This is a genomic window from Streptomyces phaeoluteigriseus, from assembly GCF_001896135.2.
In the GTDB taxonomy this organism is placed as follows: domain Bacteria; phylum Actinomycetota; class Actinomycetes; order Streptomycetales; family Streptomycetaceae; genus Streptomyces; species Streptomyces phaeoluteigriseus.
Window position 1 is genome coordinate 788515 of record NZ_MPOH02000011.1, and the last position, 21869, is coordinate 810383.

Here is a 21869-nt window from a genome sequence, read left to right on the forward strand (position 1 = left end):
GTCGGGGGTGCGGCCTGCGCCCACCCTCGGCTCCGCTCGAACGGGGCGCCCATCGCCCGGCCGGCGCGCATGGCCGCAGACGACGGCGGGGCGGCCGCAGACGGTGGCGCGGGCCGCAGGCCGGGCGGGTGGCGGAGGACGGTGGGGCGGGCCGCAGACGGCAGCGGGGTGGCCGCAGGCCAGGCGGGTGGTCGTGGACGGGCGGGTGCCCCCGGGCTGGGCAGGTGACCACAGGCGTACCCGGCCCCGCTCGCCGCTGATCCGCTCCGCCGCCTGCTGCACGGCTGTCGATCGACGGTGGCGTGTGCCTGAGGAGGCCGGGCGGGTGACCGCGGACAGTAGCGCGCGGGCCCCAGGCCCAGCGGGGCCCCACGCCCGGCGGCTGGCCCCACGCCAGGCGGAGCAGCGCGTGGTCGTAGGTTGGCGGGAGGTGGGTGGAGGGGCCCGGTGGTTTCAGTTTTGGAGTTTCGGGCCGCAGTGTGGCCAAGGGGCTGCGCCTCGGCGGGTGTAGAGCTTCTTGGCTCGGAAGGTCTGTTCGGAGGCGGGGGCGTCCTGGGGGCGGCCGGTGCCGCCGAGACTGCGCCAGGTGTGGGTGTCGAACTGGTAGAGGCCGCCGTAGGTGCCGGAGGGGTCCACGGCGTCCGGGCGTCCGCCGGACTCGCAGACCGCCAGGGCGTTCCAGTCGAGGTGGTCGGCGCCCCGCGCCGAGACGGGCAGTGCCTTGGTGCCGACCTTGACCACCTGCGCGCGCGGCTCGCGCACGACCTCGGTCCTGATGCGTCTCGGCTTCTGGCGGACGCCGTTGACCGTGCGCAGGGCGTACGTGACCCGCAGCAGCCCCGGTTGTCCGGCCCGCTCCACGACCTCCGTGCCCCGGAACAGCGTGGGGTCCTCGGTGCGACGTACCAGGAACGGGATCGCCTCCTCCCGCACTTCCCTCCCGGCGGTGATCCGCAGGACGGTGATCGTCTGGCCGTCGCGGGGGAAGCTGCCGAGCGCGACGGACGTGGTGTCCTGGCCGCGCAGGGTGATCCCGGCCTCCTCCACGGCCTCGCGCACGGTCGCCGCGTTGGTGCGGACGGTGCGGGCCCGGCCGTCGGCCATGATCGTCACGGCGCGTTCGGTACGGACGTCCAGCGCCAGCCCCTCGCGCCCGATGCGTTGAGAGCGTGAGACGGAGAGGTACGCGCCCTCCGCGCGCACCCCGAGCTGTCTGAGCGCCTCCTCCACGGTGTGGGCCGTCGTCCACACCTCGCTCCGTCGGCCGTCCAGCACGAGCCGGACGGGGCGGCCGTAGCGCACGGCGATCTCGTCGCCGTTGCCGAGGGCCGTGCCGGGGGCGGGCGCCACCACGTCGTGCGCCCCGACCCGCACGCCCTCCTCCGCCAACAGCTCGCTCACGTCGTCGGCGAAGGTGTGCAGGGTGCGCGGCTTGCCGTCGACGGTCAGCTCGATCGCCTTGTCCTTGGCGACGAAGGCGGTGGTGCCGCCCGCGAGGAACGCGACGACCAGCGCCTGGGGCAGCAGGGGGAACAGGGGCAGCAGGCGGCGCATCGGGGAGTCCCAGCGCTCGGACTCGCGCGTCCTGCGTCGGCGTGCGGCCCGGCCGCCCACCCCTTCGTCACCGGCGTACGCCTGGCGGGGCAGTGTCGGCTCTGGCGTCTCCCACGGTGCGTGCGACACGTGCGACGGCGACTCGTGCGCGGGCCGGTAGGTGTCCTCGTACGCCGCCCCCAGAGGTGTGCCCTGCTCCCAGGGGGGCGCGTACACCCCGTACGCGAGGGTCTCCGCGTTGTGGACGTCGACATACGTGCCGTCGGCGCCGTGGGTGAGGGGCTCGGGGTTCTGTGCGTACTGCGCGTCCCGCAGGTGGTGCAAGTTGCTCACGCCGACACGCTCCAGGGGTCCTGGGGTCCAAGGGGTCCGGATCGGGCCCCCAGAACCTAGCGGAGCGACTGTCACTCTCCAAAGCGACGCGACTACCCAGAGTTGTGTTCGGGTCCGGCGCCCACGGCTCAGTAGCCGAAGGCGCGGGCCGTGTTGGCGGCCAGGGCGCCCGCCAGGGTGTCCTCGTCGATGCCGCGCACCGCCGCCATCGCGCGGACCGTGACCGGAACGAGATAGGGGGCGTTGGGCCGTCCGCGGTAGGGCGCCGGGGTGAGGAAGGGCGCATCGGTCTCGACGAGGACCAGCTCCAGCGGGGCCACGGCGAGGGCGTCGCGCAGGTGCTGGGCGTTCTTGAAGGTGACGTTGCCGGCGAAGGACATGAAGTACCCGGCGCGGGCGCAGATCTCCGCCATCTCCGCGTCACCGGAGTAGCAGTGGAAGACGGTCCGCTCGGGGGCGCCCTCCTCCTTCAGCACGCGCAGCACGTCCGCGTGGGCGTCGCGGTCGTGGATGACCAGGGCCTTGCCGTGCCGCTTGGCCATCTCGATGTGGGCGCGGAAGGAGCGCTCCTGGGCGTCCTTGCCCTCGGGGCCGGTGCGGAAGTAGTCGAGGCCGGTCTCGCCGACGCCCTTCACCTGGGGGAGCGCGGCCAGGCGGTCGATCTCGGCGAGCGCCTCGTCGAGCGCCCCTGTGCCTCCGGCCTCGCGCGCTCCCTGCCGGGACCATCCGTCGGGGTCGCCGTGGACGATGCGGGGGGCTTCGTTGGGGTGCAGGGCGACCGCCGCGTGGACGCTGTCGTACGCCGCCGCCGTCTCGGCCGCCCAGCGGGAGCCGGACAGGTCGCAGCCGACCTGGACGACCGTCGTCACGCCGACCGACGCGGCTTTCGCGAGGCCCTCCTCGACGGTGCCGGACTGCATGTCGAGGTGGGTGTGGGAGTCGGCGACCGGTACCCGCAGGGGGGCCGGGAGCGGCGGCGCCGCGTTCTTGTCGGCGTTCGAAGGCATGCCCCGATCCTACGGAAGGCGCACTCCCCCGGTCCGGCCCCCTTCGGCTCAGCTGGCCCGGCGCTGGAAGGGGTGCAGGAGGTCGGACAGGTGCCAGTGGTGCCGGCCCGCCGCCCGCTCCGCCGCGGCCACCGGCGCCCGCACCGGTCGGCCGGAGGCGCGGGGCGGGGCCGGGCGGCGCTGAGCACGGAGGAGACCTGGCCGGCCCGCATGATGCGCACGACGTGCCCGTCGCAGTTCTGGCAGGCGGGGCGGCTCAGCGGGGACGGCACGAGCCGCCCGCTCGCCACGTACTGGACGAACTCGTGCCCCTCCGCATCCGTGTGGTGCTCGATCTCGTACGCCTGTTCCCATGCGTGTCCGCAGCGCATGCAGACGAAGGAGTACGACTCGTGGACGACCGGTATCGCCGCGCTCCGCAGGCCGGTCTGCCCCGTGGTCCCACTGATCCCGCCGATCCCGCCGATCTTGCCGATCCCGCTGGTCTCACTCATGCCGGCTCCTCCGGTCCGTTGGACGCAGGGACGGGTGCCGTCCCTGCGTCCAGTGGACTGCCGAGCCGGGGCGAACGCATCGCGACTGTCGACTGTTGGGGCCGATTTGGGCGTTCCTTGCCGAAGCGGGGCGAGGAGCGGCTCCGGGCTTTGCCGTCGGCGACACTTCTTTACCGCCCGATGGGGTGCACCGCCCGGTGGGATACGCCGCCCGGTGGGGTTCACCGCCGGGAGGATGCACCGGGCGGTCGGGTTCACCGCCGTTGGGGTTCACCGCCGGGGGGATGCACCGGGCGGTCGGGTTCACCCCCGGTGGGATACACCGCCGGGGGGGATACACCGGGCGGTGGGTTTCACCGTCCGACGGAGTTAACCGCCCGGCGGGGGGGATCACCGTCCGCCGGAGTCGACCGCCCGGCGGGATCCACGACCCGACGGAGTCGACCGCCCGGTGGGGATCCACCGCCCGACGGAGTCGACCGCCCGGTGGGGATCACCACTCCACGGGATCACCTCACGCGGTGGCGTTCTTCGCCGCGACGACCGCGTCGAAGACCTCCCGCTTGGGCACCCCGGCCTCCGCCGCCACCGCCGCGATCGCCTCCTTGCGCCGCTCCCCGGCCTCCTCGCGCACCCGCACCCGCCGGACGAGTTCGGCCGCGTCGAGTTCGCCGGGGGCCCGCTCGGGCGCCCCGGTGACGACGACGGTGATCTCGCCGCGCACGCCCTCCGCCGCCCACTCGGCCAGCTCGCCCAGCGGGCCGCGCCTGACCTCCTCGTACGTCTTGGTCAGTTCGCGGCAGACGGCGGCCCGCCGGTCGGTGCCGAACACCTCGGCCATCGCGGCGAGGGTGTCGTCCAGCCTGTGCGGGGCCTCGAAGTACACGAGGGTGCGGCGCTCCTCGGCGACCTCGCGCAGCCGGGACAGCCGCTCCCCCGCCTTGCGCGGCAGGAAGCCCTCGAAGCAGAAGCGGTCGACGGGCAGGCCGGACAGCGCCAGCGCGGTGAGGACGGCGGACGGGCCGGGTACGGCGGTGACCCGGATGTCCTTCTCGACGGCCGCGGCGACCAGCCGGTAGCCGGGGTCGGAGACGGACGGCATCCCGGCGTCGGTCACGAGGAGCACGCGCGCGCCGCCGAGGAGGTGTTCGACCAGATCGGGGGTGCGGGCGGACTCGTTGCCCTCGAAGTAGGAGACGATCCGCCCCCTGGGCGTCACGCCCAGCGCCTGCGTGAGCCGGCGCAGCCTGCGGGTGTCCTCGCGGCGATGACATCGGCGCCGGCCAACTCCTCGGCGAGCCGGGGCGGGGCGTCCGCGATGTCCCCGATGGGAGTGCCTGCAAGGACCAGAGTTCCGGGTGCGACTGTCACGTTTCCATCCTCGCAGGGGGACAGACACGGGACTCCCACAGCCCTGTTCCCTACGATGGCGCGGTGACCAGTACAGCGTCCTCCATGGACTCCATGGACTCCACGGACCACCGGCAGGACCAGGCACCGCTGGACCGACGGCCGGGGTGGCCGTCGCGGCTGCGCCGGTTCGGCTACGCGACGGAGCCGGGCGGCGACGTCCGTGAACGGCTGGTGCCGCCGTTCGCCGAGCCGAGCCCGCGGCTCTGGCAGGCGCTCGGCGTGCCCCCCGGGCTCGCGGACCGGATCACCCGCTGGTCGGGCTGGCTGGGTCCGCTGCTGGTCACGCTGGTGGCGGGCGTGCTGCGGTTCTGGAACCTGGGCAGCCCGAAGAAGGTGATATTCGACGAGACGTACTACGCCAAGGACGCGTGGGCGCTGGTCCACCGCGGCTTCGAGGTCAACTGGGACAAGAACGCCAACGACCTCATCCTCAACAGCGGCGGCCATGTCACGATCCCGACGGACGCGGCGTACGTCGTGCATCCGCCGGTCGGCAAGTACGTCATCGGACTGGGCGAACTGGTCTTCGGGTTCGATCCGTTCGGCTGGCGGTTCATGACGGCGCTGCTCGGGACCCTGTCGGTCTTCCTGCTGTGCCGGATCGGCCGCCGTATCTTCCGCTCCACGTTCCTGGGCTGTCTGGCGGGCGCGCTGATGGCGGTCGACGGGCTGCACTTCGTGATGAGCCGCACCGCGCTGCTCGACGGGGTGCTGATGTTCTTCGTGCTGGCGACCTTCGGCTGTCTGGTCGTCGACCGGGACAGGGCGCGGGCGAGGCTCGCCGCCGCGCTGCCGCCGGACGCGTCCGGCCGGTACCGCCCGGACGCGCACATCGCCGAGACCACGCGGCTGGGTCTGCGCCCGTGGCGCTGGGCGGCGGGCGTGATGCTGGGGCTGGCGATCGGCACGAAGTGGAACGGCCTGTACATCATGGTCGCGTTCTGCCTGATGACGGTGTTGTGGGACGTGGCCGCGCGCCGGGTGGCCGGTGCCCGGCACCCGTACCGGGTGGTGCTGAAGCGGGACACGGGCCTGGCGTTCCTGGCCACCGTGCCGGTCGCGCTGGTCACCTACGTCGTGTCGTGGACGGGCTGGATCCTCTCCTCGGACAGCGGCTCGGGCGGCTACTACCGCAACTGGGCCGCCACCGACGGCAAGGGCGGCGACTGGACCTGGCTGTTCCCGGACTGGCTGCGCAGCCTGTGGCACTACGAGCACGAGGTGTACCAGTTCCACACCCACCTCACCTCTCCGCACACCTACCAGTCGAACCCGTGGAGCTGGCTGGTCCTGGGCCGTCCGGTGTCGTACTTCTACGAGTCCCCGGCGCCCGGCACGGACGGCTGTCCGGTGGACGCGGGCGAGAAGTGCGCGCGGGAGGTGCTGGCGATCGGCACGCCGATGCTGTGGTGGGCGGCCTGCTTCGCGGTGCTGTTCGTGCTGTGGCGCTGGTTCTTCCGCCGCGACTGGCGGGCGGGCGCGATCGTGTGCGGCATCGCGGCCGGGTACCTGCCGTGGTTCCTGTACCAGGAACGCACGATCTTCCTCTTCTACGCCGTCGTCTTCCTGCCGTTCCTGTGCCTGGCGGTGGCGATGATGATCGGGGCGCTGGTCGGCCGGCCGGGATCGAGCGACACCCGACGGGTGGTGGGCGCCACGGGCGCGGGCGTCCTGGTGCTGCTGGTCGCGTGGAACTTCATCTACTTCTGGCCCCTGCACACCGGCACCGCCATCCCGATCGACGACTGGCGTTCACGGATGTGGCTGGACACCTGGGTCTAACGATTCAAACAACTCCCGCCCCGTAGGCCTCTCTTCCGCCTACTGTGAGCCTGAGGGGGGTTTTCTGAACGCGTTCAGAAAGCCTGGAGGCCAACGGGGAGGGATGGCAATGCGCAAGGGGGCCAAGGCGGCGATCGCCGGATCGGTCTTCGCCGTGATGGTGGGCGGGGCCGGGTACGGCGCCTTCAACATCGTCAACGCGCTGAACGGTGACGGCGGCGGCGCACCGGGGTCGAGCGGACCGGCGCCCGTGAAGACCGGGCCGCCCAGCGCCGCCGAGGTGAAGAAGACCAGCGCCGCGTTCTTCGCGGCCTGGGAGCAGGGGCAGGCGGCGAGCGCGGCGGCGCTCACCAACAACGCCGGGAAGGCGGAGCCGCTGCTCACCTCGTACGGCCAGGCCGCGCGCATCACCGGTGTGAGGATCACGCCGGGTACGCCGACCGGGGCCGGCGTGCCGTTCACGGTGAAGGCCACGGTGTCGTACGAGGGGAAGTCCAAGCCGCTCGCCTACAGCAGCCGGCTGACCGTCGTGCGCGGGGTGACCACCGGCAAGGCGCTGGTCGACTGGCAGCCGTCGGTCGTGCATCCCGAGCTGAAGAGCATGGACGACACGCTGGTCACGGGCGAGTCGGCGGCGCCGCCCATCGACGCCGTGGACCGCGACGGCAAGGTCCTGACGAAGGAGAGGTACCCCTCGCTCGGACCGATCCTGAACGAACTGCGCGCCAAGTACGGCGACAAGGCGGGCGGCAAGGCCGGAGTCGAGCTGGCGATCCACCACGCCGCCCCGGAGTCCGCCGACACCCCGCTGCTGACCCTGGCCGAGGGCAGGGCGGGCCGGGTGCCCACCACGCTCCGGGCGAGCGCGCAGGCCGCCGCCGAGAAGGCGGTCATGAAGTACGCCGAGTCGTCGGTGGTGGCCGTCCAGCCGAGCAGCGGTGAGGTGCTGGCGATCGCCAACAACCGCAACGACGGCTGGAACGCCGCCTTCCTGGGGCAGGTGGCACCCGGCTCCACCATGAAGATCGTCAGCGCGGCCACCCTCATCGACAACGGCATCACCACCGCGACCGGCCCGGCACCCTGCCCGGCGGACGCGACCTGGCAGAGCCAGACCTTCCACAACATCAAGAACATGGCCCCGAACGAGAAGGCGACCCTCTCCGAGAGCTTCGCGCGCTCCTGCAACACGGCGTTCGTGAAGTACGCCGACGAGGTGAAGGTCGACTCGCTGACCGACGAGGCCAGGGACCGCTTCGGGATCGGCCTCGACTGGCAGACCGGCATCCCGTCCTTCGACGGCTCCGTCCCGGCCTCCGGCGGACCCGACACCGCGGCCGCCCTGATCGGCCAGGGTCAGATCCAGATGAACCCGCTGAACATGGCGTCGGTGACGGCGACCGCGATCACCGGCGCCTTCCGGCAGCCGGTGATCGTGCCGCAGAGCCTCGACGGCCGGGAACTCGCCCAGGCGCGCGGGCTGCCCGCGAGCACGGCGGAGCAGCTCCGCGCCATGATGAACCGCACCGCGACCAGCGGCACCGCCGCCGAGGTGATGTCGGGACTGAGCGGCCGGATCGGCGCGAAGACCGGGTCGGCGGAGGTCGACGGGAACGCCCGGTCCGACAGCTGGTTCACCGGCTACCGGGGCGACGTGGCCGCCGCGGCGATGGTCCAGGACGGCGGTCACGGCGTCGACGCGGCCGGCCCGATCGTCGCGGCCGTACTGCGATCGGGCGCCTGAGCCGCTCGTTGGGCGTGGGTGACGTCACAGGTGACGTCACCCGCACAGGCGGGGACTCTAGGCTGGGCGCCGTCGTTGGTGTCGGTCAGGGCGGCTCGCACAGCGGTGACCGGACTGACAGCGGTGACAGTGGGGCGAGGCGGCCCCCGTGGAACACGGAGGATCGCGGGCAGTGGGCAAGAGAAGGCGCGTCGCCGAGCGACGGAGCAAGCGGCCGGCCATGGTCGGCGGCATGATCGCCGCCGTCGTCGCAGGTGCCGGCATCGGCGTCTACGCGCTGTACGGCGGTGGTGCGGCGGCCGAGGACGCCTCGGCCGGCGCGGCGAAGAAGCCGGCGGTCCGGACCGGCCCCCTGTCGGCGACCGAGGTCACCACCGCGGCCCGGTCGTTCCTGACGGCCTGGCAGCAGGGCAAGGTCGCCGAGGCCGCCGCGGTCACCGACGACCCGGCGGCGGCCACCGCCCTGCTCACCGGCTACACCAAGGACGCCCGTATCACCGGCGCCACCCTCACGGCGGGCGCGCGCGCGGGCGACAAGGTCCCCTTCGCCGTGAAGGGCACGGTCACCTTCGGCAGGACCAGCAAGCCGGTGGCGTACGACAGCGCGCTGACCGTGGTGCGGCGGGCCGGGGACGGCAAGCCGCTGGTCGACTGGCACGCGTCGGTGGTGCACCCCGACCTCGCCGACGGGGACACGCTGGTGACCGGCGAGGCCGGCGATCCGCCGGTCAAGGCGCTCGACCGCGACGGCGGTGAGCTGACCGCGAAGAAGTACCCGTCTCTGGGCACGGTCCTGGACGGGCTGCGCGAGAAGTACGGCAAGAAGGCCGGCGGTAGAGCGGGCGTCGAGCTGCGGGTGGCGCGCGGCAAGGCGTCGAAGGCGAAGAAGTCCTCCGACAAGACGCTGCTGGAGCTGAGCGAGGGCACCCCGGGCACGGTGAGGACGACGCTGAGCCCGTCCCTCCAGGCCGCCGCCGAGAAGCAGGTGGCGAGCCGCGCGCGGGCGTCGGTCGTGGTCACCCGCGCCTCGACGGGCGAGATCCTCGCGGTCGCCAACAGCAACCCGAACTTCAACACGGCGTTCCAGGGCTCGCTGGCGCCCGGCTCCACGATGAAGGTCATCACCTCCTCGCTGCTCATCGAGAAGGACCTGGCGTCGGCGGACAAGGCCCATCCGTGCCCGAAGTACTTCACGTACGGCGGCTGGAAGTTCCAGAACGACGACGAGTTCGAGATCAAGAACGGCACCTTCAAGGCGAGCTTCGCCCGCTCCTGCAACACGGCCTTCATCAGCCAGGCGGGTGAGCTGGACGACGACAGCCTGACCAAGCAGGCCCAGCAGGTCTTCGGCCTGTCGCTGAACAACTGGGCGATCGGCGTGCCGACCTTCGACGGCGCGGTGCCGGTCCAGTCCGCGGCCCAGATGGCGGCGGAGCTGATCGGTCAGGGCGGGGTGCGGATGAACCCGCTGAACATGGCGTCGGTCGCGGCGACGGTCAGGTCCGGCAGCTTCCACCAGCCGTATCTGGTCGACCCGTCGGTCGACGACCGCACCCTGGCGAAGGCCTCGCGGACGATGTCCGCGGCGACGGTGTCGCAGCTGCGGGAGCTGATGAACTACACGGCCGCCCACGGCACGGCGGCCGAGGCGATGGCCGGGCTCGGCCCGGACTACGGCGCCAAGACGGGCTCCGCGGAGGTCGACGGGCAGAAGGAGCCCAACGGCTGGTTCACCGCCTACCGCGGTGATCTCGCGGCGGCCGGCGTGGTCCAGCAGGGCGGCCACGGCAGCGAGTCGGCGGGACCGATCGTGGCGGCGCTGCTGAAGGCCGGCGGCTGACCGGTCAGTTCACGACCGGCTGCGCCGTGGCCGTGTAGGTGCGGCGCAGGAAGCGCGAGAGCGTCTTGGACTCGAACTGCACGACGGAGACGCCCTGCGCGGAGTGGAACTCGACGACGGCCTGGACGCGTCCGCAGGGCCACACGCGGACCTCTCCGCTGCCGGCCGGGGCGCGCAGGCCCTGTTCCAGTAGGGCGCGGGCGATGGTCCACTCGTGGGTGCCGGGGAGTCCGACGCGCACGGTGCGCGGGTCGTCCTCGGGGTCGTAGCGCAGGACGACGGGGACGGCGGTCTGTTCCTCCTCCACCAGGTCCGCGTCGGTGACGATGTGGGCTCGCGCGTACTGCTCGACTACAGACATCGGCCGCCCTCTCACGGTGCGTGACCTATGTGGAAGCTGTGCGTCCGCTCCCCCTCCAATGTCGCATATTTTGCGGCTCCCGCCCCTTGGAGCGGGCGTATCTCACATGTGCGATACATGGACCTCATCACCGGGCCGCGCGGCGAGCCGTACGAAGACGGACTCGTTCTTGCAACCCATTCGCATTAAGCCACTATCATCGAACGGTGCACGTACCCGACGGATTCATCAACGCCCCGACCTCTGCCGTGACCGGAGTCGTCGCCGCGGGCGCCATCGCCGTGAGCCTGCGCGGAGCGCGCCGCGAACTCGACGAGCGCACCGCCCCGCTGGCCGGCCTGGTGGCCGCGTTCATCTTTGCCGTACAGATGCTCAACTTCCCCGTGGCGGCCGGAACAAGCGGCCATCTTCTCGGCGGGGCGCTGGCCGCGATACTCGTGGGCCCCTTCACCGGGGTCCTGTGTGTCTCCGTGGTGCTGCTGATGCAGGGCATCCTCTTCGCCGACGGCGGCCTGACCGCGCTCGGCGTGAACATCACCAACATGGCCGTCGTGACGACGGTGGTCGCCTACGCCGCCTTCCGCGGCCTGCTGAAGGTGCTGCCGCGCACCCCCCGTTCCGTCACCGCCGCCTCCTTCGTCGCAGCACTGCTGTCCGTGCCGGCCGCGGCCCTCGCCTTCACGCTGATGTACGCGGTCGGCGGCACCACCGACGTGGCGATCGGCAAGGTGGCCACCGCGATGGTCGGAGTGCACGTGCTGATCGGCGTCGGCGAGGCCACGATCACCGCGCTGACCGTCGGCGCCGTCATCGCCGTACGCCCGGATCTCGTGTACGGGGCGCGCGGGATGCGGCAGAAGCTCCAGTTGCGGGTGAACGGCGAACTCGTGGACGTGCCCGCCGCCGAGGAGGCGCGCACGGCGCCCGTCGCGGCACGCACCTCCCGCCGCACGCTGTGGGTGACCGGCCTGGCCACCTCCCTCGTCCTGGCCGGTTTCGTCAGCTTCTACGCCTCCTCGAGTCCGGACGGCCTGGAGAAGGTCGCCGCGGACAAGGGCATCGACGAGAAGACGGAGGAGCACGCCGTGGCGGACTCCCCGCTCGCCGACTACGGCGTCAAGGACGTCACCGACGCCCGGCTGTCCGGCGGGCTGGCGGGCGTCATCGGGGTCGGGGTGACCGTGGTCGCGGGCAGCACCGTGTTCTGGGCGGTCCGCCGGCGCCAGAACACCGACGCGTCCCCGACCACCGTAGAGAACGTCTGACGTGGGGGCGGGGCACGCGCACCGGCTCTACCGGCACGGGCACTCGGCCGTGCACGCCCTGCCGCCGCACACCAAGCTCGCCGCCACGTTCGCCTTCGTCGTGGTCGTGGTGTCGACACCGCGGGAGGCCATGTGGGCGTTCGGCCTGTACGCCGTCCTGCTCGGGGTCGTCGCCTTCCACGCGCGCGTGCCGCCCGGTTTCCTGCTGAAGCGGCTGCTGATCGAGGTGCCGTTCGTGGCCTTCGCCGTGCTGATGCCGTTCGTCGCCGAGGGCGAGCGGGTGGACGTCCTCGGAGTGTCCCTCAGCGTCAACGGGCTGTGGGGCGCCTGGAACGTGCTCGCCAAGGGCACTCTCGGCGTCGCCTCCTCCGTCCTGCTGGCCTCCACCACCGAACTGCGCGAACTCCTTCTCGGCCTGCAGCGCCTCAGACTGCCGCCCCTGCTCGTGCAGATCGCCTCCTTCATGATCCGCTACGGCGATGTCATCACCGACGAGATGCGGCGCATGAGGATCGCGCGGGAGTCACGCGGGTTCGAGGCGAGCGGCGTCAAGCACTGGGGCGTCCTCGCCAAGTCCGCGGGCGCCCTGTTCATCCGCTCCTACGAACGCGGAGAGCGCGTGCACCTGGCCATGGTCAGCCGGGGGTACGCCGGTTCCATGCCGGTGATCGACGAGGTGACCGCCTCGCGCGCGCAGTGGTCCCACGCGCTGACCCTGCCGTTCGCCGCCCTCGTCGTCTGCGTGCTGGGATGGACCCTGTGACTGCTTCCCTCGAGGTCTCGGGCCTCGCCTTCGCCTACCCCGACGGCCACCAGGCCCTGTTCGGCGTGGACTTCTCGATCGCGCGCGGGGAGCGGGTCGCCCTGCTCGGGCCGAACGGCGCCGGCAAGACCACCCTCGTACTGCACCTCAACGGCATCCTCACCGGCGGCACCGGCACGGTGACGGTCGCCGGGCTGCCCGTCGGCAAGCGGCACATGGCGGAGATCCGGCGCAAGGTCGGCATCGTCTTCCAGGACCCCGACGACCAGCTGTTCATGCCGACCGTGCGGGAGGACGTGGCGTTCGGGCCCGCGGCGGCCGGGCTGAGGGGCCCGGAGCTGGAGGAGCGCGTGGACCGGGCGCTCGCGCAGGTCGGCATGGCCGAGTTCAAGAACCGTCCGCCGCACCATCTCTCCTTCGGGCAGCGCCGCCGGGTGGCCGTCGCGACCGTGCTGGCGATGGAGCCGGAGATCCTCGTCCTGGACGAGCCGTCCTCCAACCTCGACCCCGCCTCGCGCCGCGAACTCGCCGACATCCTGCGTTCCCTCGACGTCACGGTCCTCATGGTCACGCACGACCTGCCGTACGCCCTCGAACTGTGCCCGCGGTCCATGATCCTCAGCGAGGGCGTGATCGCGGCGGACGGACGTACGGCCGAACTGCTCGCCGACGACGCGCTGATGCGCGCACACCGGCTGGAGCTGCCGTTCGGTTTCGACCCGCGCTCCGTGACAATGGGTGCGTGACGAACGCGCGCGTGACCCACCAGGACCGGACGGGCGAGGGCTCGCTGTCGCTGGACGAGCAGCTGTGCTTCGCGCTGTACGCCGCCCAGCGCGCGGTGACGGCCGCCTACCGGCCGCTCCTCGACGACCTCGGTCTCACGTACCCGCAGTACCTGGTCCTGCTGGTGCTGTGGGAGCGCGGCGAGACCACGGTCAAGGAGCTGGCGGCGACGCTGCGGCTCGACTACGGCACGGTGTCGCCGCTGCTGAAGCGGCTCGAGGCGGCGGGGCTCGTGCACCGGGAGCGTTCGGTGCGCGACGAGCGTTCGGTGCTCGTCGCCTGCACGGGGCGCGGGGAGGAACTGAAGGGGCGTGCTGAGCGGGTGCCCGGCGCGCTGCTCGCGTCGACGGGGCTCGACATGGCCGAGGTCGCGCGGTTGCGCGAGGAGCTGTGGGAGCTCGCGGAGAGGGCGCACGGGGCCGCGGAACGGGGACGCTGAGCCCTCGGCGGCGCCCGCCGGACCCCCTTCGGCGTTACCCGCGGTTATCACCCCCCTGACAGCCCCGCACCTCCCTACCGGCCGTACCTTGTGCACGATGTAATTGGGCAAGCTCTGGGGGAGGTCCCGCCGTGACCGAAGGCGCCGCCGTCGACACCATCGACACCGCCGACACGATCGACACCCGTCCGACGAAGATCGTGTACGTCGCCGAGGCGACCGCGCACGGCGGCCGGGACGGCTATGTGACCAGCCAGGACGGCCAGATCGAGCTGAAGGTGGCGATGCCGCCGGAACTGGGCGGCGACGGCAACGGCACCAACCCCGAACAGCTCTTCGCGGCCGGCTACAGCTCCTGTTTCCACAACGCGCTGATCCTGGTCGGCAACCGGGCGGGCTTCGACCTCACCGGCTCCACGGTCGCCGCGAAGGTCGGCATCGGCCCCAACAGCACCCAGGGCTACGGCCTCGCGGTCGCCCTCAGCGTCTCGCTGCCCGTGCTCGACGCGGACCTCGCCGGCAAGCTGGTCGCCGCGGCGCACCAGGTCTGCCCGTACTCGAACGCGACACGGGGCAACATCGACGTAACGATCCTCCTGGGCTAGCCGGACACCGGAATCGTCGGCTCCAGGACAGGGTTGTCCTCGAGGTCGCAGGTGAGCGGAGAGGACGTGGGGACGTGGAGGTGCACGGCACGGTGACCGCCGGCTTCGAGCCGGTCAGGGAGGCCTTCGCCCGCAACTTCGAGGCGCTCGGGGAGCGGGGAGCGGCCGTCGCCGTCTACCGGGACGGGCACAAGGTCGTCGACCTGTGGGGCGGCAGCCGGGACGTCGACGGCGGGGCGCCGGACTCGCAGGGCCGGGCGCCCTGGGAGCCGGGCACCGCCCAGATCGTGCGCTCCGCGACGAAGGGCGTCGCCGCCGCCGTACTGCTGATGCTGTGGCAGCGCGGGGAGCTGGATCTGGACGCGCCGGTGGGGGCGTACTGGCCGGAGTACAAGACGGCCGGCAAGGACCGCACCCTCGTGCGGGACGTGCTCGCGCACCGCGCGGGCGTCCCCGTGCTCGACCGGCCGCTGACGCCCGCCGAGGCCGCCGACCCCGACCTCGGGGCGGCGGCGGTCGCCGCGCAGGCGCCGGCCTGGGAGCCGGGCACGGACCACGGCTACCACGCGCAGACGTACAGCTGGCTGACCGGCGAGCTGATCCGGCGGGTCACCGGGCGCAGTGTCGGCGCGTGGATCGCCGACGAGATCGCCGGACCGACCGGGGCCGAGCTGTGGCTCGGTCTGCCGGAGCGCGAGCGGGCGCGCGTGGGGCGCGTGGGGCAGACCGAGCGCCCGCGCAGCCGGGTGCGCTGCGCACCCGGCCGAAGCGGGCCGTCGCCGACGCCTACGCCGACCCCGGCTCCCTCACCCGCCGCGCCTTCGCCGCGATCACCCCGCTGCCCGACGAGAACGACCCGGCGTACCGGGCCGCCGCCCTGCCCGCCTCCAACGGCATCGCCACGGCCGACGGCCTGGCCCGGTTCTACGCCTCGCTGATCGGCGAGGTCGACGGCCACCGCCGCCTGTTCGCCCCGGAGACGGTCGAGGCGGCGCGCCGTGAGCGGTCCGCCGGGGCGGACCGGGTGCTCGTCGTGAACACCCGCTTCGGCCTCGGCCACATGCTGCACGGCAGCGCCTCGCCGCTGCTGTCCCCCGCCTCCTTCGGCCACCCCGGCCGCGGTGGCCCCCTCGGCTTCGCCGACCCTGAGTCGGGCATCGCCTTCGGGTACGTCACCAACGGCTTCCGGTCGAGCGTGACCGCGGACCCGCGGGCACAGGCACTCGTGCGGGCCGTACGGACGGCGACGGCCGCCGCCTGACGGACGGGGCGGGCCTCAGCCCGCTCACACGTGGATCGGGTACGAGGTCCTCCCCGACGCGTCGTCGATCTCCCTGTGGGCCTTCGTCAGCAGTTGCATGGCGATCTCGTTCAGCGCCCGGGCGCCGGCGATCTCCTCGCCGACCCGGGGCTGGTTGGGGTCGACCCGGTGACGGCTGGCCTGCCCGTGGGCCCGGACCTCGGACCCGTCCGGCAACCTGACCAGCGCCGCCGCGCGCGTGTGCTGATCATCCTCCTCGAACTCCAGCTCGACGTGCCATCCGACCGCGGTGTGCGTCGCGGTGTGCGTCATGACGATCACCTCCGGAAACATCTGCTTCCAGGGTGCTCCTCGACGGGCCCGCGCGCACCCACTCGGGTCAGGGCAGCAGGTCCGTGCCGTCGTCCGGTACGTCGATGCCGAAGTCCTCGGCGAGCACTTGGCGCACCTCCGCGTCCCGGGTCAGCTCGCGCTCGGTGACCGTGCCGTCGGCTCGGGTCTCGGTGAGGAGGGCGCCGTCGAGGAGGAGGTGGCGGTCGGGCGTGACGCGCTGGGCGTAGGGGCGGCGGCTGAAGGGCGAGCGGGGGTTGGTGGCGATGTGCCAGTTGATGACCTCGAAGTCGGGGTGCTCGAACGGTTCGAGGGTGAAGGCGTACTGGGCCTGCCAGGGGGCCCGGTCCCCCGCGGCGCGCGTCTCCAGCACCCACAGCTCCAGCGGGCCGCGGTGCGGGGCGTGCACCAGACGGTGCCGGCGGCCCACGGCGCGGAACTCGGTGTCCGGCGTCAGCGGGAGGGGCTCCAGGAGCGCGCCGGGGGCGCCGAAACCGACGTCGGCGAGGTACGGCCGCTGCTCGCCGGGGATCTCGACGAGCAGTGCCATGTGGGTGCGCGGGCGGTCCTCGAACCGTTCGGCGCCGACGACCACGCGGGCCCCGAGCCGCGTCACCCCGAAGCCGAGCGCCTCCAGGACGCCCGCGAAGAGGGTGTTGTGCTCGTAGCAGTAGCCGCCGCGCCGGCTGCCGACGAGCTTGGCGATCAGGTCGGCGGGGGCGAGGGAGGGAGCCGTGCCGCGGACCGGGTCCAGGTTTTCGAAGGGGATGGCGCGCGCGTGGGCCAGGTGCACGGCCTTCAGCGTGGCCACGTCGGCGGACGGGGCGCCGCCCTGGCCGTCCCAGCCGATACGGCGGAAGTAGGCGTCGAGGTCGTGGGGGGTGAACGGGGCGCTGTCGGACATGAGTTCACCGTAGCCACCACCGCTCCGGGCTGCCTCGGACCGGGGTAGGAGAGGGGTCTGGGCCATTGGTCCCGGGCCGCGGAGGCACCGGTGATCCGGCCCGGCCGAAAAGTTGATTGCGGTCGGCGGGGGCGGCCACTACCGTCCTCAGGGTGACTGCCGGGTCGGCCTTGGGCCATGCACGAGTGAGGCGCCCGGCCTCGGCGTGAGCGCGAGGCGGGCCAGAGGCCCGCCGTCCCCTCTCCGCGGCTTCCTTCCGCCCCTCCCTCCCGCCCTCGCGAGGGCACCCCCTGGACACCGAGACCGGAGACCTTCACTCACCATGCCCGCCCAGTCAGCGCTTCCCCAGCTCAACCACCTCGCCGTGCACGCCCATGACCGGCAGCTCTCGGCCGAGTTCCTCGCCGCGATCCTGGGCCTGTCGGTCGGCGCGCCCTTCGGCCCGTTCCTGCCGGTCGACCTCGGCAACGGCGTCACGTTCGACTTCTACGAGATGCGCGACGAGCCGATCCAGTCCCAGCACTACGCGTTCCTCGTGGCGGAGGACCAGTTCGACGCGATGATCGCCCGCCTGGAGGCGGTCGGCGTCACGTACTACGCAGACCCCCGGCACAGCCAACCCGGCCGCACCAACAGCCTGTTCGGCGGCCGGGGCGCGTACTTCCTCGACCCGGACGGCCACAACCTGGAGATCATGACAACGCCGTACGCCCGGCCGTAGGAGGCGGAGGGGCTTCGCCCGCGTCCTCCTCCCCGTGCTGGCCCGGGTGAGGCCGCGCGCACGCAGGGCGGCGCGCCCGGCCCAGGGAGGTAGGGCCGGACGCGCCGCCGTGCGGGGTCGTCGTCAGTGGCGGTCGCCGCCGTGGCCGTGGTGGCGGTCGCCGTTCCAGGAGCGGCCGTCGTGACGGCCGTCGTGACGGCCCTCGTGACGGTCGCCCTGACGGCCCTCGTGACGGTCGCCGTGGCGGGAGCGGCGCTCGCCCCATGAGGCCTCGTCGATCACGCGGTCGCGGTGGTTGCGCAGCGTGGCGGTGTCGGAGTGGTTGTCCCACACGTGGTGGCGACGGTCCTGGAACAGGTCGGTGCGGGTGTCGCGGCCCTCGCCGGTGTGGACGCGGACGGTGGCGCGGGCGGGCAGCCGGTAGCGGTCGATGGTGTAGGTCTCGCCGTCCTCGTCCGACAGCGTCCACCCGGAGAGGTTGACGGCCTGGCGGGTGGTGTTGGTCAGCTCCACCCACTCCTTGTTGAGGGAGGCGTTGGTGCGCCTGTCACGGCCCGGTGCGTCGTACTGCACGGCGCTGATCTCCACGCGCGGCCGGTCCGGCGTGCGGTCGGCGGCGGAGGCCGGCAGCGTCACCGCCCCGAGGACGGCGGCGGCCGCGAGCGAGGCGGCTGCGAGACGGCGGACGGGAACAGGGGTTACGGACACGGGGGGTCTCCTTGGGTGGTGCGGATGACGGCCGGTCGGCCGCGCCACGCACACCTGACCACCGGGACGCGGCCCGGACGCCCGTCCCACGCCCCGCGTTACAGATCGTCCATAAAACGGTGATACTCGCCTGCATCGTCCATCAATGAAGCGAATGCATGCAGAACGGGCATAACCGCCGCTCGGCGGCCCCGCTCGTCCCGCCCGGTTCGCGGCGCTCACCCGAAAGTGCGTCACGACGGCGGGCCCAAGTGCGTCACGACGGCGGGCCCCGTGCGGACGGGGCGTGGAGAGGGCACGGAGAAAGGCCGGTGAGGACGCCCCGTCCCCACGGAGCCCTCACCGGCCGTCCCTCCACCGCGCCCGCTCAGCGCGGCGTCATGCGCGGACCAGTTCCCGGTCCTTGTCCGGGTCGGGGTCCGAGTTCTCGGAGTCGAGGGCCTTGAGTCCCTCGCCCTCGACGTCCACGTTGGGCAGGGCCCGGTCCAGCCACTTCGGGAGCCACCAGGCCTTCTTGCCGAGCAGGGCCAGGACGGCCGGGACGATCGCCATGCGGACGACGAACGCGTCGAAGAACACCGCGATGGCCAGTCCGAAGCCGATCATCTTGATCATCTGCTCGCTGGAGGTGATGAAGCCGCCGAAGACGGCCATCATGATGACCGCGGCGGCCGCCACGACCCGCGAGCTGTGCCGGAACCCGGTGACGATGGCCCGGGCCGGCGTCTCGCCGTGGACGTAGGCCTCCCGCATGCGGGTCACGAGGAAGACCTCGTAGTCCATCGCGAGGCCGAAGACCACGCCGACCATGAAGATCGGCATCATCGACATGATCGGGCCGGTCTCCTCGACTCCCAGCAGGCCGCCGAGCCAGCCCCACTGGAAGACCGCGACGACGGCGCCGAGCGCGGCGAGCACGCTGAGCAGGAAGCCGAGGGCCGCCTTCAGCGGGACCAGGATGGAGCGGAAGACGACGATGAGGAGGAGGAAGGCGAGGCCCACCACCAGACCCAGGTACGGGATCAGCGCGTCGTTGAGCTTCTGCGAGAAGTCGATGTTCATCGCGGTGGTGCCGGTGACCAGGACCTCCGCGCCGGTGTCGGCCTTGATGCCGGCGCCCTCGTCACGGATGGCGTGCACCAGGTCCTCGGTCTGTGTCGAGGACGGCTTGGAGTTCGGTATCACGGTGATCGTCGCGGTGTCGCCGGCCTTGTTGAAGGCGGCCGGGGTGACCGTCACGACGTCCTTGAGGCCCTTGATCCCGTCGGTGACGCTGGTGACCGCGGCCTGCGGGTCGTCGCTCCCCTGGGCGTCGACGACGATCATCAGCGGCCCGTTGAAGCCGGGGCCGAAACCGTCCGACAGCAGGTCGTACGCCCGGCGCTGCGTGGTGGACGTCGGCTGCGAACCGTCGTCGGGCAGTCCCAGCTCCAACTGGGTGGCGGGGACGGCGATCGCCCCGAGACCGACCACGCCGAACAGCAGGACGGCGACCGGGCGGCGGATGACGAAGTTCGCCCAGCGGGTGCCGAGCCCGGCCTTGGCCGCCGCCCGCGGCTTCTCGGACGTGTCGGACTCCTTCCCGGACTCCTGCGACCGCTGGGACTCTTGGGACGGCTGGGACTTCTCGGACCCCTGGGGCTCCTCGCTCCGTGCGGCCCTGCCGGCGCCGCGCGGCCTGCGCTTCTCGCCCGCCGGACGGATCTTCCGGCCCGCGTAGCCGAGCAGTGCCGGGATCATGGTGAGGGCGATGAGGACGGCGACGACGACCGTGCCGGCCGCGGCGAGACCCATCTTGGTCAGCATCGGGACGTTGACGACCGCGAGGCCCGCGAGGGCGATCACGACGGTGAGGCCGGCGAAGACCACGGCCGATCCGGCGGTGCCGGTGGCGCGGCCCGCCGCCTCCTCCCGGTCCCGGCCGTCGGCGAGTTCGCCGCGGTAGCGGGAGACGATGAACAGCGCGTAGTCGATGCCGACCGCGAGGCCGATCATCAGCGCGAGGGTGGAGGTGGTGTCACCGAGGTCGAGCGCGTTGGCGAGGGCGGTGATGGTGGAGACGCCGATGCCGACGCCGATGATCGCCGTCAGGAGCGGGAGTCCGGCCGCGACCAGCGAGCCGAGGGTGATGACGAGGACGACCGCGGCCAGCGCGATGCCGACGATCTCACCGGCGGCTCCCGGCTCGGCCGCCGCCTGGAGGGCGTCGCCGCCGATGTCGACGGTCAGCCCGGCGGCCCGCGCGTCGTCGCCGGCCGCTTCCAGGGCGTCCCTGGTGGAGTCGGCCAGTTCCATGCCCGGGGCGTCGTACTTCACCGACGTGTAGGCGACCGAGCCGTCCTTGCTGACCGCGTCCGTGGTGAACGGGTCGGTGACCGAGACGACCTCGGAGCCGTCGCCCAGTTCCTTGACGGTCTCGGCGACGGTCGCCCTGTGGTCGGCGTCCGTCATCTTCTCGCCCTCGGGCGCCTTGAAGACGATGCGTCCGGTCCCGCCGTCGGCGCTGGCGCCCGGGAACCGCTGTTCCAGCAGGTCGAACGCCTTCTGGGCCTCAGTGCCGGGGATGGAGAAGGAGGTCGTGCCCGGTGTGGGCGCGGAGGCCGCGCCGACGCCGGCGAGCGTCAGCAGGGCGACCCAGATCAGGGCGACGAAGTGCCGTCGCCGGAAAGCGAGCCGGCCGAGTTTGTAGAGGAACGTGGCCACAGGGGCGTACTCCCGCTCATGTCGTGAGGTGGTGGGGGCCGGTGTCGGAATCCCGGCCGGATCAGCGCGCGCCAGAAGGCGTGCGCCCGGCCGGGGTTCCGACACCCGCCCGAGGGCAGGGTTGACCAACCCGCCGGGAGGCAGGGGTGATCGGCCCGACGACGTGAGCGGTGACGTCAGGAGGGGCGGACCGCGGGGACGGTCAGGTGGTGGTGGGGACGCCGAGGGCGGGGAGGACCACGGCGTCGACGTACGAGCGCAGGAACTCCTGCGTGGGAGGCAGACCGTCGATCATGGTGCGGGTGGCGAAGGCGCCGACCAGCATGTGCACGACGTACTCCAGCGCGGGACGGTCGGCCCGCACCTCGCCCCGGTCCACCGCGCGCTGCATGACGCGCCGGAACTCGTCCATCTCCGGCTGGATGAGCAGTTCCTTGAAGGCCCGCATCAGGTCGGGGTTGGAGTGCACCGCCATCGCCAGGGCCCGCATCAGGTCGGAGTTCCGCTCCATCGTGCAGTCGTCCTCGCGGGACATGAACGTATGGAGGTCTCCCCGCAGGGAGCCGGTGTCGACGTCGGCGATACCGCCCGGCTTGTTGTGCCGCATCGCCCGCACGACCAGTTCGGCCTTGCCGCCCCACTGGCGGTAGAGCGTGGCCTTGCTGGACCGGGTGCGGGCGGCGACGGCGTCCATGGTCAGGGCGTCGTAGCCGACCTCGCGGAGCAGGTCGAGCACGGCCGCGTACAACTCGGCCTCGCGCTCGGGCGTGATGCGACTGCGACGCGCCGATGCGACCTCAGCCATGTCACTCACCTTCCGACCTCCGGCACGGACTCGTCCCGTACGCCTTGAACA

Annotated in this window: 17 protein-coding genes and 3 pseudogenes; 10 read left to right on the top strand and 10 right to left on the bottom strand. The window is 72.4% G+C overall.

The window, feature by feature from the left end; genetic code table 11:
* Nucleotides 1-453: 453 nt before the first annotated feature.
* The 4 genes and pseudogenes from BM536_RS14620 to rsmI form a co-directional block, all read right to left on the bottom strand.
* On the bottom strand, nucleotides 454-1887 hold the full coding sequence (locus BM536_RS14620; RefSeq protein WP_245873499.1) for a resuscitation-promoting factor: 1434 nt from the start codon (nucleotides 1885-1887) through the stop codon (nucleotides 454-456).
* 128 nt (nucleotides 1888-2015) lie between these two features.
* The gene (locus BM536_RS14625) at nucleotides 2016-2894 is read right to left on the bottom strand and encodes a TatD family hydrolase (RefSeq protein ID WP_073496410.1); all 879 of its coding nucleotides are present in this window, start codon (nucleotides 2892-2894) and stop codon (nucleotides 2016-2018) included.
* 48 nt (nucleotides 2895-2942) lie between these two features.
* Nucleotides 2943-3343 (bottom strand): annotated as a pseudogene (locus BM536_RS42820) (hypothetical protein).
* Between the two features lie 559 nt (nucleotides 3344-3902).
* Nucleotides 3903-4759: pseudogene (gene rsmI / locus BM536_RS14635) on the bottom strand (16S rRNA (cytidine(1402)-2'-O)-methyltransferase).
* 63 nt (nucleotides 4760-4822) lie between these two features.
* On the opposite strand from rsmI, the gene BM536_RS14640 reads away from it, so the two are divergent.
* From BM536_RS14640 to BM536_RS14650, 3 genes are all read left to right on the top strand, one after another.
* Nucleotides 4823-6583 (top strand): dolichyl-phosphate-mannose--protein mannosyltransferase, encoded by a 1761-nt coding sequence (locus BM536_RS14640; RefSeq protein ID WP_170109912.1) that lies wholly within the window; start codon nucleotides 4823-4825, stop codon nucleotides 6581-6583.
* 109 nt (nucleotides 6584-6692) lie between these two features.
* Nucleotides 6693-8327, top strand: coding sequence for a penicillin-binding transpeptidase domain-containing protein (locus BM536_RS14645; RefSeq protein ID WP_073496406.1), 1635 nt, complete (start codon nucleotides 6693-6695; stop codon nucleotides 8325-8327).
* 172 nt (nucleotides 8328-8499) lie between these two features.
* Nucleotides 8500-10167 (top strand): penicillin-binding transpeptidase domain-containing protein, encoded by a 1668-nt coding sequence (locus BM536_RS14650; protein ID WP_073496404.1) that lies wholly within the window; start codon nucleotides 8500-8502, stop codon nucleotides 10165-10167.
* Between the two features lie 4 nt (nucleotides 10168-10171).
* Here BM536_RS14650 and BM536_RS14655 read toward each other — a convergent pair whose 3' ends face one another.
* Nucleotides 10172-10528: an SsgA family sporulation/cell division regulator gene (locus tag BM536_RS14655; RefSeq protein ID WP_073496402.1), complete on the bottom strand. Its 357-nt coding sequence runs from the start codon at nucleotides 10526-10528 to the stop codon at nucleotides 10172-10174.
* Between the two features lie 206 nt (nucleotides 10529-10734).
* Between BM536_RS14655 and BM536_RS14660 the strand changes: the two genes are divergently transcribed.
* From BM536_RS14660 to BM536_RS14685, 6 genes and pseudogenes are all read left to right on the top strand, one after another.
* Nucleotides 10735-11793 carry an energy-coupling factor ABC transporter permease gene (locus BM536_RS14660; protein WP_073496400.1) on the top strand — a complete coding sequence of 353 codons (1059 nt, stop codon included), beginning with the start codon at nucleotides 10735-10737 and terminating at the stop codon, nucleotides 11791-11793.
* 1 nt (nucleotide 11794) lies between these two features.
* Nucleotides 11795-12556: a cobalt ECF transporter T component CbiQ gene (gene cbiQ / locus BM536_RS14665; protein WP_073496398.1), complete on the top strand. Its 762-nt coding sequence runs from the start codon at nucleotides 11795-11797 to the stop codon at nucleotides 12554-12556.
* Entirely contained in the window at nucleotides 12544-13302 is a 759-nt protein-coding gene (locus BM536_RS14670) for an energy-coupling factor ABC transporter ATP-binding protein (RefSeq protein ID WP_073496396.1), read from the top strand. Before cbiQ ends, BM536_RS14670 begins: the two co-directional genes overlap by 13 nt.
* Nucleotides 13299-13781, top strand: coding sequence for a MarR family winged helix-turn-helix transcriptional regulator (locus BM536_RS14675; RefSeq protein WP_425444633.1), 483 nt, complete (start codon nucleotides 13299-13301; stop codon nucleotides 13779-13781). Before BM536_RS14670 ends, BM536_RS14675 begins: the two co-directional genes overlap by 4 nt.
* Before the next feature lie 131 nt (nucleotides 13782-13912).
* Nucleotides 13913-14386 carry an organic hydroperoxide resistance protein gene (locus BM536_RS14680; protein ID WP_281258572.1) on the top strand — a complete coding sequence of 158 codons (474 nt, stop codon included), beginning with the start codon at nucleotides 13913-13915 and terminating at the stop codon, nucleotides 14384-14386.
* 74 nt (nucleotides 14387-14460) lie between these two features.
* Nucleotides 14461-15647: pseudogene (locus tag BM536_RS14685) on the top strand (serine hydrolase domain-containing protein).
* A 24-nt stretch (nucleotides 15648-15671) separates the two neighbouring features.
* Here the strand turns inward: BM536_RS14685 and BM536_RS14690 are convergent.
* Together BM536_RS14690 and BM536_RS14695 are read right to left on the bottom strand one after the other, a co-directional pair.
* A complete protein-coding gene (locus tag BM536_RS14690) occupies nucleotides 15672-15959 on the bottom strand; it encodes a DUF1876 domain-containing protein (protein WP_073496412.1) in 288 nt (95 codons plus the stop codon).
* 67 nt (nucleotides 15960-16026) lie between these two features.
* On the bottom strand, nucleotides 16027-16881 hold the full coding sequence (locus tag BM536_RS14695) for an arylamine N-acetyltransferase family protein (protein WP_094103012.1): 855 nt from the start codon (nucleotides 16879-16881) through the stop codon (nucleotides 16027-16029).
* Between the two features lie 322 nt (nucleotides 16882-17203).
* On the opposite strand from BM536_RS14695, the gene BM536_RS14700 reads away from it, so the two are divergent.
* Nucleotides 17204-17602 (top strand): VOC family protein, encoded by a 399-nt coding sequence (locus BM536_RS14700; protein ID WP_073496394.1) that lies wholly within the window; start codon nucleotides 17204-17206, stop codon nucleotides 17600-17602.
* 123 nt (nucleotides 17603-17725) lie between these two features.
* Here the strand turns inward: BM536_RS14700 and BM536_RS14705 are convergent, their stop codons facing one another.
* The 3 genes from BM536_RS14705 to BM536_RS14715 all read right to left on the bottom strand — a co-directional run bounded on the left by BM536_RS14705 (nucleotide 17726) and on the right by BM536_RS14715 (nucleotide 21818).
* A complete protein-coding gene (locus tag BM536_RS14705) occupies nucleotides 17726-18310 on the bottom strand; it encodes a lamin tail domain-containing protein (RefSeq protein ID WP_073496392.1) in 585 nt (194 codons plus the stop codon).
* A gap of 378 nt (nucleotides 18311-18688) precedes the next feature.
* Complete coding sequence (locus BM536_RS14710; RefSeq protein WP_094103013.1) at nucleotides 18689-21013, bottom strand: MMPL family transporter; 2325 nt, start codon at nucleotides 21011-21013, stop codon at nucleotides 18689-18691.
* A 202-nt stretch (nucleotides 21014-21215) separates the two neighbouring features.
* The gene (locus tag BM536_RS14715) at nucleotides 21216-21818 is read right to left on the bottom strand and encodes a TetR/AcrR family transcriptional regulator (RefSeq protein ID WP_073496390.1); all 603 of its coding nucleotides are present in this window, start codon (nucleotides 21816-21818) and stop codon (nucleotides 21216-21218) included.
* Nucleotides 21819-21869: the final 51 nt, after the last annotated feature.

Bases quoted from the DNA above. Each gene is read 5' to 3' on its own strand.
- BM536_RS14655 (WP_073496402.1), bottom strand. From the start codon at position 10,528: ATGTCTGTAGTCGAGCAGTACGCGCGAGCCCACATCGTCACCGACGCG.
- BM536_RS14695 (WP_094103012.1), bottom strand. From the start codon at position 16,881: ATGTCCGACAGCGCCCCGTTCACCCCCCACGACCTCGACGCCTACTTC.
- BM536_RS14645 (WP_073496406.1), top strand. From the start codon at position 6,693: ATGCGCAAGGGGGCCAAGGCGGCGATCGCCGGATCGGTCTTCGCCGTG.
- BM536_RS14625 (WP_073496410.1), bottom strand. From the start codon at position 2,894: ATGCCTTCGAACGCCGACAAGAACGCGGCGCCGCCGCTCCCGGCCCCC.
- BM536_RS14690 (WP_073496412.1), bottom strand. From the start codon at position 15,959: ATGACGCACACCGCGACGCACACCGCGGTCGGATGGCACGTCGAGCTG.
- BM536_RS14700 (WP_073496394.1), top strand. From the start codon at position 17,204: ATGCCCGCCCAGTCAGCGCTTCCCCAGCTCAACCACCTCGCCGTGCAC.
- BM536_RS14670 (WP_073496396.1), top strand. From the start codon at position 12,544: ATGGACCCTGTGACTGCTTCCCTCGAGGTCTCGGGCCTCGCCTTCGCC.
- BM536_RS14715 (WP_073496390.1), bottom strand. From the start codon at position 21,818: ATGGCTGAGGTCGCATCGGCGCGTCGCAGTCGCATCACGCCCGAGCGC.